At 57.4% G+C, this 9,639-nt stretch carries 19 protein-coding genes; 10 read left to right on the top strand and 9 right to left on the bottom strand.

The features are described 5' to 3' along the window. The 9 genes from ACP15O_RS13465 to ACP15O_RS13425 all read right to left on the bottom strand — a co-directional run. Positions 1-341 (bottom strand): nuclease domain-containing protein (locus ACP15O_RS13465; protein ID WP_425096621.1); only part of this gene is annotated, 341 nt, incomplete at its 3' end. Then, positions 341-730, bottom strand: coding sequence for a recombination protein NinB (locus ACP15O_RS13460; RefSeq protein ID WP_425096620.1), 390 nt, complete (start codon positions 728-730; stop codon positions 341-343). The genes ACP15O_RS13465 and ACP15O_RS13460, both read right to left, overlap by 1 nt. A gap of 1 nt (position 731) precedes the next feature. After that, a complete protein-coding gene (locus ACP15O_RS13455) occupies positions 732-1,391 on the bottom strand; it encodes a ribonuclease H-like domain-containing protein (protein WP_425096619.1) in 660 nt (219 codons plus the stop codon). A gap of 11 nt (positions 1,392-1,402) precedes the next feature. Then, positions 1,403-2,197 carry an ERF family protein gene (locus ACP15O_RS13450; RefSeq protein ID WP_425096618.1) on the bottom strand — a complete coding sequence of 265 codons (795 nt, stop codon included), beginning with the start codon at positions 2,195-2,197 and terminating at the stop codon, positions 1,403-1,405. A gap of 13 nt (positions 2,198-2,210) precedes the next feature. Continuing rightward, positions 2,211-2,414 (bottom strand): hypothetical protein, encoded by a 204-nt coding sequence (locus ACP15O_RS13445; protein ID WP_425096617.1) that lies wholly within the window; start codon positions 2,412-2,414, stop codon positions 2,211-2,213. Between the two features lie 196 nt (positions 2,415-2,610). After that, positions 2,611-2,913, bottom strand: a complete 303-nt coding sequence (locus ACP15O_RS13440; protein WP_425096616.1) for a hypothetical protein — start codon at positions 2,911-2,913, stop codon at positions 2,611-2,613. A 237-nt stretch (positions 2,914-3,150) separates the two neighbouring features. Continuing rightward, positions 3,151-3,675: a hypothetical protein gene (locus ACP15O_RS13435; protein ID WP_425096615.1), complete on the bottom strand. Its 525-nt coding sequence runs from the start codon at positions 3,673-3,675 to the stop codon at positions 3,151-3,153. Positions 3,676-3,799: 124 nt separating this feature from the next. Further along, positions 3,800-4,237 carry a hypothetical protein gene (locus tag ACP15O_RS13430; RefSeq protein WP_425096614.1) on the bottom strand — a complete coding sequence of 146 codons (438 nt, stop codon included), beginning with the start codon at positions 4,235-4,237 and terminating at the stop codon, positions 3,800-3,802. Between the two features lie 589 nt (positions 4,238-4,826). Beyond that, the gene (locus ACP15O_RS13425; protein WP_425096613.1) at positions 4,827-5,099 is read right to left on the bottom strand and encodes a helix-turn-helix domain-containing protein; all 273 of its coding nucleotides are present in this window, start codon (positions 5,097-5,099) and stop codon (positions 4,827-4,829) included. A gap of 104 nt (positions 5,100-5,203) precedes the next feature. On the opposite strand from ACP15O_RS13425, the gene ACP15O_RS13420 reads away from it, so the two are divergent. The 10 genes from ACP15O_RS13420 (at position 5,204) to ACP15O_RS13375 (ending at position 9,638) form a co-directional block, all read left to right on the top strand. Then, a complete protein-coding gene (locus ACP15O_RS13420; RefSeq protein WP_425096612.1) occupies positions 5,204-5,416 on the top strand; it encodes a carph-isopro domain-containing protein in 213 nt (70 codons plus the stop codon). Positions 5,417-5,966: 550 nt separating this feature from the next. Next, a complete protein-coding gene (locus tag ACP15O_RS13415) occupies positions 5,967-6,404 on the top strand; it encodes a hypothetical protein (protein ID WP_425096611.1) in 438 nt (145 codons plus the stop codon). After that, the gene (locus ACP15O_RS13410) at positions 6,401-6,604 is read left to right on the top strand and encodes a hypothetical protein (protein WP_425096610.1); all 204 of its coding nucleotides are present in this window, start codon (positions 6,401-6,403) and stop codon (positions 6,602-6,604) included. Before ACP15O_RS13415 ends, ACP15O_RS13410 begins: the two co-directional genes overlap by 4 nt. Beyond that, entirely contained in the window at positions 6,601-6,798 is a 198-nt protein-coding gene (locus ACP15O_RS13405) for a hypothetical protein (protein WP_425096608.1), read from the top strand. Before ACP15O_RS13410 ends, ACP15O_RS13405 begins: the two co-directional genes overlap by 4 nt. Next, positions 6,791-7,333 carry a class I SAM-dependent methyltransferase gene (locus tag ACP15O_RS13400; protein ID WP_425096607.1) on the top strand — a complete coding sequence of 181 codons (543 nt, stop codon included), beginning with the start codon at positions 6,791-6,793 and terminating at the stop codon, positions 7,331-7,333. The genes ACP15O_RS13405 and ACP15O_RS13400 overlap by 8 nt, the downstream gene beginning before the upstream one ends. Beyond that, positions 7,330-7,497, top strand: a complete 168-nt coding sequence (locus ACP15O_RS13395; protein ID WP_425096606.1) for a hypothetical protein — start codon at positions 7,330-7,332, stop codon at positions 7,495-7,497. Before ACP15O_RS13400 ends, ACP15O_RS13395 begins: the two co-directional genes overlap by 4 nt. Beyond that, positions 7,494-7,970, top strand: coding sequence for a single-stranded DNA-binding protein (gene ssb, locus ACP15O_RS13390; protein ID WP_425096605.1), 477 nt, complete (start codon positions 7,494-7,496; stop codon positions 7,968-7,970). Before ACP15O_RS13395 ends, ssb begins: the two co-directional genes overlap by 4 nt. Further along, the gene (locus tag ACP15O_RS13385) at positions 7,970-8,305 is read left to right on the top strand and encodes a DUF1064 domain-containing protein (protein WP_425096604.1); all 336 of its coding nucleotides are present in this window, start codon (positions 7,970-7,972) and stop codon (positions 8,303-8,305) included. Before ssb ends, ACP15O_RS13385 begins: the two co-directional genes overlap by 1 nt. Then, on the top strand, positions 8,302-9,246 hold the full coding sequence (locus tag ACP15O_RS13380; protein WP_425096603.1) for a ParB N-terminal domain-containing protein: 945 nt from the start codon (positions 8,302-8,304) through the stop codon (positions 9,244-9,246). Before ACP15O_RS13385 ends, ACP15O_RS13380 begins: the two co-directional genes overlap by 4 nt. Beyond that, entirely contained in the window at positions 9,246-9,638 is a 393-nt protein-coding gene (locus ACP15O_RS13375; RefSeq protein ID WP_425096602.1) for a hypothetical protein, read from the top strand. The genes ACP15O_RS13380 and ACP15O_RS13375 overlap by 1 nt, the downstream gene beginning before the upstream one ends. Position 9,639 lies beyond the last annotated feature (1 nt).

The raw sequence follows: 9,639 nt of genomic DNA, 5'->3' as shown, positions 1-9,639 counted from the left end.
AAAATCAGCCCATCAGCCCTGCTGCGCGCTTGCGTCACCATCAGGGCTCGCAAAATGTCCTCGTATCCGATAGGCGCGCTTGCCCATTTGTCGCGGCTATCCAGGACGGCATGGCACTGGTCGCAGGCGTCGATAACAAAGAGATCGTCAGGCTTTATGCCCATGCCGCCAAATCCGAAGAGGCGCAGGTGACAACCTACTGTTCGCTCTGGGTCGTGAGTGCATATGCCTGGTATCTGCAAAGAGCAGTCCCGACCGCGAGCGGCTTGCCGAATTGGGGCCGACTTCTCGGGGCGCTGGCCTTTGCGATAGATTGGGCGCTTTGGCAGTGTGGTAGCCATCAGAAGCCCCTTTCGGTAAAAGCAACGCCGTGCTGCGCGGCCCAGGCTGATATGAATTCGATCAGGTCCGACATCTGCGAAACAGTCATTGCAGACGAGCGGAAGCCTACCGGGAAAGGCTCCCCGTTGAGGCCCATCTGAAAGGCCACCTCGTGCCCACAAGCGTGCATGAAGAGCGCCTTCCAAGTCTCCGGGCTGTGGCGCATCCCGTTGTGTTCTGCCTGTTTCGAAATGTCGCCCAGCATGGCCCAGAGTTTGGCGTTCTGCTCCAGGCTGCGCTTTGGCTCCGGCTCGAACCGGATCACGCCACCTTCTGGCATCGCGTCAACATATCGGTGCGCTAGGTGGCGCTGCGTGTCTGTGGCGAGTTTGATGGGGTGGACGGCCATTTCACCAACCGACCGCTTGGAATTTGCGGTAAATATCGCGGGTGGCGATGACGTCTGAGACGCAATAGTCCGCTATCTTTTGATGCTCCCCATTCGCCCACGCCTCTGCAACCATAGAGCCGTCAAAATCCCCCTTGCCTTCAAGGCCAAGGGCAGATGCAAGATTGTCCATGCGGATGGATCCGCGCGCCCCAGCCCATGCGGTCATCGTGTCGAACATACTCTTGTCCCAAGGCTTAGGGTCGCGCGGAATCTGGCGTGGGATTTCAATGCCAAGAACAACGGCACGGCACAAAATGAAGCGGATATCAAAACCACCAATGTAGTGACCGACAAGCGTGTATTTTGCGAAGCTGCGGAACGCCGAGAAAAAGGCACGGATCACGTCAGCCTCTTGCTCCACCGTCTCGGCGTGCGCGACCACGGGGGCATCATCGTCAATAGCCCAAGAAATCGTACAGATATGGCCGCGCGCAGGGTCAAAGCTTGTTTTGGCAAGAGCCTCCTTCGCGGCATTCTCGGCATTTTCATCCATCCATTTCTGGATGCTCTCGGGCTTCTTGATGTTGGCCGGAGGTTTTACCGCGGCCTTCGCGGATTCCAGCGACTCGGGACCTTGGGCCGGGATCGTCTCAATATCGACTACGCAAACATGTTCCATTCTCAATCCTCTCAGTGCTCAATCGCATCGCCGTTCAGATCGGCGTTCTGCGCTTTCTTCATGGTTTCGATTTCCGCCTCGACCTGCGCCGCCTTTTCAGGCGCATCACCTTTCAGCTTCGCCAAATCTTGCTGGAATCGTTTGTCGCTCGTGACAGGCCCGACGCCGTGGCGTTTGAGGTCTGCAATCATCTGGTCGGCCGTGCTCTGGCGCGACGCGCTCGGGCGTTGCTTCACAGGCTCTTTGGGGCGCGGCGCGGCGGCTTGCCCGTCGTCATCAACCTCAGCAGACAGCCCCAGCGCAGCCTTTAGCGTGTAGCGCTGCAAGTAGGTCACTGCGCTGCCTACGGCCTGAAAGCTGTTCTTGCTGCCTGATGTGTCTGGCGAACCGGCCAGAGAAGTTTCTTCGCTGTGGCCGTGCGCGTGTTCGATGATGCAGGTCACGCGAACGCCGCCCTGTCCCTGATCTGTACGGAAACGATAGGACAAACCATGTTTGGACAGGATGGGGTCGATCTGCTTGGCGATGCCGGCCAGCGTTTCGTGCCTGTAGTGGGTGCGCCCCTTCTGTGAGGTGAAGTCAACCGTTGCATCCTTGATGATCGGGGGGATGTCAGCGCGAGCAGCAGACAAGGCCGCAGAAAAGGCAACGCGCGCGCTTTGAGCGTCCACACGCTCTTTCATCGCAAGCATCCGCTCCAGCTTGTCCAGGTCGGCGTTCGGGTCCATGACAACCCGCTCAATCATGGAAACCATCGGATCAGCGGGCAGGACGGCTTGTTCTTCGTGCTTGGTAACGGCGTTCATGCCTTGTCTCCTCTCAGCAAGCGCCACAGGTTGTGGCGGCGTGGTGGGCGATTGATTTGAAAACCGTCAGGACCAGTGCAGTCCCGACAGCGGCAACGAAGCCCCAGCGCAGACATGCGACCAGAAACAGGCACAGGCGCTCGGCATGTTCCGCGCGCTCGTGTTCAGCTTGGCGCGCCTGCAACTCGGAAATGGTGGGGAAGTTCAGATCGGTCATTCTTCAAAGCTCCCGTACATGTGGTCAAAAATCTGGGCTTCGGTTGATTTGGGCGCGGGGGTCGGTGGTGGTGTGCGACCCCCGCGCTCGCCAGGGGGAGAGGAGACCCCTCGGCAGACGCTGCGTCCCCCGTGAGTAGCGGCTTGCAGCGTTTCGATGATTTCTTTGAGTTGCTTGAGCGGGCAGGCCATACCGACTACTCGGCGGCGATGGCGTAGTCGGCAATGTTCTCCTGAACAGCCTCGGCCACACCATCCAAAACGCGCTCCATGGCGGAACTTCCGATGATCTGCTCAACGGCGGACGCGGGCAGGCGGTAGCCGTCCATGTCAACGTAGAGCAGCTCGACACCCATCACGGACAGTCCGTCAACCCCGCCAACGTCTGCGCTGTAGTCGTCCTCAATGGCCACATCGTAGACGGCCACCCCGGTCAGGCTGCAAGCATCGCCGGAAAACTCGGCACTTTCTTCGCGGTAGATCATTTTGGTTCCTCTCATCTGCCCCGCGATTGGCTCCCTGTTGGCGCGATGGCCGGGTTGGGATGGTGCCTCTTCGGCGGGGTGTGTGGGGATCGTAATACGCAAAATGCGTAGTGTGCAAGTAAAAAATAAACATTTTGCGTATTTCTATCCGACTCAATGTAGTACGCTCGCGTCGAGCGCCGGTGCAGGCGCTGTGAGAAAGGAGATAGCTATGTGGTGGATTGTTGGCGCTTTGGTGGTGGCGCAGGTCGTTCAGGTCGTGTGTATTTTCAGCCTGAAGTGTGACTTAGAGTCGGCCCACCGGAGTATCGGAAATATGATCCGGCTACTGCGGCGCACGAACAAGGATTTCGACGCGTGACCGTTTGCAGCAACATCCATCTCAATGGGGACGCGGTGCGCGGTCATGAAGGCGCACATGGTCAGATTGACACTGAAATCGAGTTCCGTTGGATCTTCCCATGGGGCAGTTTGCGTTCTGATGACATTCGGCTGAACGAAGCGGGCGCAGGACCAGAACGGAGCCTTGATGTATTCAAGGGTGATGGGGCGGCTTTCGCGGTTCTTAATGTCAATGGTGAGCGTGTACCAGAGGTCGTGACCTTCCACAGGCGTCATCTTCATGGCGATCTTCGGACGAATGCGCCTGCGGCCATCCTTGAGGCGCTGGTAAGACAGCCAGAACGCGCCACCGGCGAGTGTGGCGTTGATTAAATCAAAGATGCTGGGCGATTGCGACATTTCATGAGTATGGTCGCGCCAGCGACGTATCGTCAATGCCGATCAAATGCCGAGATACTACCTCTCTGCCCAGGCGGGGGAGGATGGCGACTATGGTTGAAACCAAAAAGCCCCGCGCGAGGCGGGGCGTCTACTTGGCTGCAATAGATGGGACGAACGGTCAGTCTTCGTCGTCGGTTTTCTTGCCGGATTTTCCGCTGGAAAGAAACTGGCCCAGCCAAGAGGTTTCTGACCATTCCCCCGTCAACACGACGCGTAGCAGGTGAGAGACAGCCAACAAGAACACGATCATCCCAATGGATTGAAAGAGTCCAAAGAGATATGCGATCGAGACAAACGCGGTTAGCATTAGAGTTGCTAAAAAGCCTGTCACGATTAAAGCGAGCTTGAAACTGCTATCCTCTCGCTGATGCCTACGATCTTCTTGATCGACCACCTTTTCCGCCAAGTCCGGGTTGGTTTCAGCTAGCCGTCTGAGTTCGGTCAGGCTGGTGGCATGGTAGTGAAGATCTTTTACGTAGAGCGCGCGGCCATTTGTGGACGAATTTGGATCCCTGCCAGGCTCTCCAGGCAGGTTATTTTTTGGGTCGTCTTGCAATATTTGTTCCAGCCTTGGCTTTATTGTTGTTATTGCTTGCTGTGGCGGAGTGGGTGATTGCGACTTTTGCTGCGCGTATGATCGGTCTTAACGTCAGAACTTCCTCGACGCCCCGATTGAAAGCGCGTTGATCCACCCGTACTGTGTTTGACATGGGTCTGCCTTTCGTTTGCACATTGCGATTCTGCTTCTGGCGGCAGTTAGTATCATCATGGTAGTTTAGATATTGCTACCTACACCAGACAAATATGCACTTTAATGGTGAAAGTCAAAGTTGCCCCTGCTGAATGGGCTGTTTGAGGCCGATTTCCGCTTCTGGGCAAAAGCCTCTCTGGCTTTGCCGTGGGCTGATCCGGTCCATTTTCTTCCTCGTTAATTCAGCGCCTTAAATGCGCGCTGTGGTTGGCTGCCTTGACCTGACTCGCGACCGGGCTGTAGTGTGAACGAATGGTGAACATTAGGGGGGGTGAGGTATGAAGGCAGTGGACGCGCGGTTGGAAGATGATCGAGTATTGTCGCTTCTAAAGGATGCTCGGAAAAAGTCAGGACTGCCTTTGGACTTTTGGGCAGATTTCACCGAGGGCCTCCCTTACAACTCTGTCGCAATTCTGTGTGGAAGGTCTGATCTGATCCCGAAGTATGTGAACTCCAACGGAATGGAGTAAATTTTTCGGAGCTTCTTCGCAATGGAGAGCGGCAAGTCGCGCTTTCCGTTCTCATACTCGCCCCACGCTTGCGGCGACATATCCAGTCTGGATGAAAACTCCTTTTTGTTAAGGCCGGAGAGTTCTCGAATCCGTGTTAGGCGAGCGCAAACTGCCTCCCTCGCGTCTTCCTGATCTTCAAGCAAACCACACCCCATCAAAGCAAAGCCTCACTGGGTTCAATTCTAAATAAACAAACTGCGAGCCGCAGCGAACAAAATGCGTATTGTAAATAATACGCAGATTGCGTAGTCTTTGGGCTATGGAACATATCGCTCATATCTGGCCCACGATGGCCGAACTCGCTGCGGACCTTGAGAAGCCGTACACCACGGTCGCCACGTGGAAGCAGCGTGGCTCTATCCCCGCAAAGTACGACACAAAGATGATCCGGGCAGCAAAGAGGCGTGGCTACACGCTCACATACGATGAACTCGCCTCTGCCCGTGATGGCGATGAGGAGGGTTCGACATGAGCGTTTACCCGCCGCGCGCAGATCAGCCAGGCAGTTTGACCCGTGTGTCGGTCTGTCCGCAGGATGCGCAAGTCCATGATTCATTCCGCCCTCCCATCTGGTTCAGTTCTTCCAGGTCTCCAGTTAACGGGGATGTTCCGGATAGTCTGAGTGATGGCTGCCCACAGAACGGGCATGGCTCTCCTCCCGGTTTCGCGGGCGATCCCTCCAACTCTGCAACGCGCCTCTCCAACTCTGCAATTCGCGCCGGTAGCGCCTTGAGTGTTTTCCAAATCGGAATCTGATCGAGGATTTTTACAATGTCTGAAACTGACAACATTCTGAACGATCTCCACAAGAACGAGTACGGAATTATTGGCCTCATCTTGCGAACTATGGGCGACAGAGTCGAGACCGTAGAGGTTGAGGTGCAGGGCGGGGATGCCCGCATTCGGAAGACAGTTCGCCTCCGCTCCAACAAGTCGCCATCTGACGCCGCCTAAAAATCCGATCTGCTCCATGCGCCAAGCATGGGCCGGCCGCCTCACATCTCCAAGGAAAAGGGCTTTCCATGTCCAGCAAGTTATTCGCCCATATGTTCAAGGGCTTGGTCCAGCAGGTTGGCGGCGTCGAGGCTGCTGCTGCTGCGATTTCTGCCACTGTCGGACACCCGGTCAGCATCGGAACAGTTTCGAAAATCTCGAATGGTCGCGCTGAGGTGCCGATTGCCTGGGCCTATGCTCTTGAAGATGCAACGGGGAACTTCTGTTTCGACGCCTACCGCAATCGTGTGGTTGGAAAGCACGGGGCTGAAATGACGGTCGCCAGCCATTTGGATGTTCTGCGAGAAAGCACCGAGGCTGTTCAGGCCATCGCCCATGTGGAAAGCCAGCCCAGCACCGAGACAATTGTTCGAGCCCGCAAAGAAGTCGCTGACGTCTATGAGCAGCTAGCGGGGGCACTGGCAGCCTATGACGCCATGCTGAAAGAACGGCGGGCAGGCCAATGACACACCAAATCGACATTCTTGGCCGCCCGCCCATCATGAAAGCCGTCACCCCGAAGCCGCCCGAGATCCGCCCCGCGCTGCGCTGTGAGGACAAGGACGGGCGCGCGGTGGTTTATGTGCCCTATGCCACAGGAACATCCAAGGTGGACGGTGCCGCACCTGTCACTATGCCGGCAACTCCGTGGGGCGGCGAGAAATGAGAAAGCTTCACGAACGAGACCGAGACCAACGCGACCTTCGCATTCTGACCATGCTGGACCACGGCGTTGTGCAAAAGGACGCGGCGCAGGCTGCCGGTGTCTCGCGGGGAGTTATCACCCGACTACTGGCCGATATTCGCGCCGATCTGGCAATCCAGCCATACCCAGAGAGGGAGCGGGCGCAGCATGGGTAAGCGGTCCTCATTCCGACGCAGGAGGCAGGACAAGTATCTGACCTTCGATCCTAAGGCCGGTGCATCTCTCGCCAGACATCTTGCGTGGGGCTGCCGCTTCTGGGAGCCCTGCGCGGCAGAGGGCCATCTAGTTCACCAGATTCAAGGATACGGAGCCCAATGCCTCGTAGCCAGCGATATTGAGCCGGGGGCCGAGGGGGTTTTTCGCGTCGATGCGCTGCGGGCGACACGGGCGGACATCCTGTCGATCGGTGCCACTCACATCATCACGAATCCACCTTGGACGCGCGAGATCCTTCACGCGATGATCCTGCACTTTTCGAGCGTCCTGCCGACGTGGCTTTTGTTCGATGCGGACTGGGTCCACACGGTGCAGGCTGCGCCCTATCTGTCCCGGCTCCAGAAGATTGTCTCTGTGGGGCGTCTGTGCTGGATCGAGGGCACGAACCAGACCGGAAAGGACAACGTGTCCTGGTATCTTTTCGATGCGCGCCACAGTGGCCCGACCGAGTTTGTTGGAAGGATGGCTGCATGACGCGCAAGATGCTTCGCACCATTGACGACAAGATCGCCGCCGAGACGGACCTAGAGGTGCTTAAAGCAATGGTCGCAGGCTGGGAAGAGCGCGGCGAACTTACGCCGCACCAGAAAATTGCAATCGAAATGAAGACGCAAGAGCTTCAACGGAGGGCAAAATGAGCCTGAACCAATGCCAATTTATCGGAAATCTGGGGCGAGATCCCGAGGTTCGCTCATTTCAGAACGGCAACAAGGTCTGCAACCTGCGCCTGGCCGTGTCTGAGCGCTGGAAAGACCGCAACACCGGCGAGCAAAGGGAGCGCACTGAATGGGTGTCCGTGGCGATCTTCTCAGACGGACTGATCCGTGTCGCTGAACAGTACCTGCGAAAAGGCTCCAAGGTCTACATTTCCGGCAAGATGGTCACGCGCAAGTGGCAGGATCAGGCTGGGCAGGATCGCTACTCCACCGAAATCGTATTGCAGGGCTTTGACGCCAAGCTGGTGATGCTGGACGGCCCGCAAGGGACTCGGGGTCAGAGCCAAGAAAACAACGGCTTTGGTGGCCGGGGCGGTGGATATGGGACTCAGGGCGGCTATGGGGCTGGCGGCATTGACGACGAGATTCCATTTGCGCCAGAGGTGCGGATCTGATGGCAAATAAGTACGGTGCCATTGCAACCACTGTGGACGGCGTCAGGTTCGACAGCCTGAAAGAAGCCCGCCGTTGGGGTGAGTTGCGCCTCATGGAAAAGGCCGGGGAAATCCGCAACCTCAAGCGCCAAGTCGGTATCGAACTGCAAGGTCGGAACGGCCCCCTGCTGACCCGCACAGGTCGCAAGATGAAGCTCACCGTTGATTTCGTCTACGAGGACAAGCGCCTGAACTGGGCCACCGTTTACGAGGACAGCAAAGGCAAGCCTACCAGGGATTACGAAGTGCGCCGCGCCGTGGCGCAAGCGCAAGGCATCGAGGTGCTTGAAACATGAGTGTAGATATTCGCAAAATCCGGCTTGATGGCGGAACGCAGTCCCGCGCTGAAATTCACGAGGTCACCGTTGCGGAATATGCCGAGGCGATGGCAGATCCCGACACGGTATTTCCGCCAATCACGGTCTATTTTGACGGTAAGGACTACTGGCTGGCTGATGGCTTTTACCGCGTCGCGGCTTGGGAGCGGATCGGTCGCACGGAAATTCCCGCAGAAATTCGCCAGGGCGACCGCCGCCGCGCAATCCTGCATTCTTGCGCCGCCAATGCAGTGCATGGCCTACGCCGCACCAACGCGGATAAGCGCCGCGCGGTCATGACGCTTCTAGAAGATGAGGAGTGGTCGCAATGGTCTGATCGGGAGGTTGCGCGGCGATGCGGCGTGTCACACCCATTCGTTTCCAGTATCCGTTCTGATCTATCTGGTAACGGTTACCAGATGCAAAGGGAGCGCACCGTCGAGCGCAATGGCACCACATACCAGCAGAACACAGCCAATATTGGCAAGGCAGCCGAGAAGCCCAAGGCACAAGGGCAGGGACAACCTGCCGCCGCTCTGGAGGAAATGCGGCCTGAAAGTCGTCAAGATTCAGCGCCCGTAGGGGATCAGAATGCAGAAGCCCGCATGGGGCTGTCAGGGCTGACACGCGAGGGCATTGAAGACGAGCTGATCGGTCTTCGCGAAGAAAACACGGAGCTGAGGGCCAGTGCTAGGGCGGCGAAGGGTGAAATTACCGACCTGAAAGCGCAGATCAAAGAGTTGACGGAGGGCGACCAGGGGCGCGTCATCGGCAACTTGCAGCGCCGCCTTGCCCAATCAGAGGGGCGCTCGAAAGAACATCAGTCCAACGCCGCCCGCCTGCAAAGGCAGGTCAACGCCCAGAAAGAAGAAATCAAAAAGCTTCGCAAGACATTGGAAAAGCAGGAAATCGCGCTGTGATGATCTTGGACCGCATACGCGCGCACGGTGGCGAGGTGATCCGCAATAACTGGCAGATCACTTTGCGCCGAGGGCGTCTGTCCGACGATGCGGTCAAATGGATTCGCGCGATTGACGCAGACATCAAGACGGCCAACGTCTCAGATGCCGATTTGCGCAAGTCAGCCGTCGCCAAGGTTCTGGGTGACGACATGGTGCAAGATGCGTCCGATGCCGAAATCACCGGCATGTTCAAGGCCGTGGCGAAAGATGCGGCCAAGGGCGACCAGTTCGCCGCTGCGGTGCGTGACGGCATCCAGAGTGGTGCCGACATGACCGTGGCCGACAAGGCCTACACCGACAACATCACCGATCTGAGTAATGCTTGGATGGGCGCGAAAAAGGAGGCCTGAT

The organism is Youngimonas ophiurae (nom. illeg.), from assembly GCF_049803795.1.
GTDB lineage: Bacteria > Pseudomonadota > Alphaproteobacteria > Rhodobacterales > Rhodobacteraceae > Thalassobius.
This window is presented reverse-complemented; position numbering and strand designations above follow the sequence as displayed.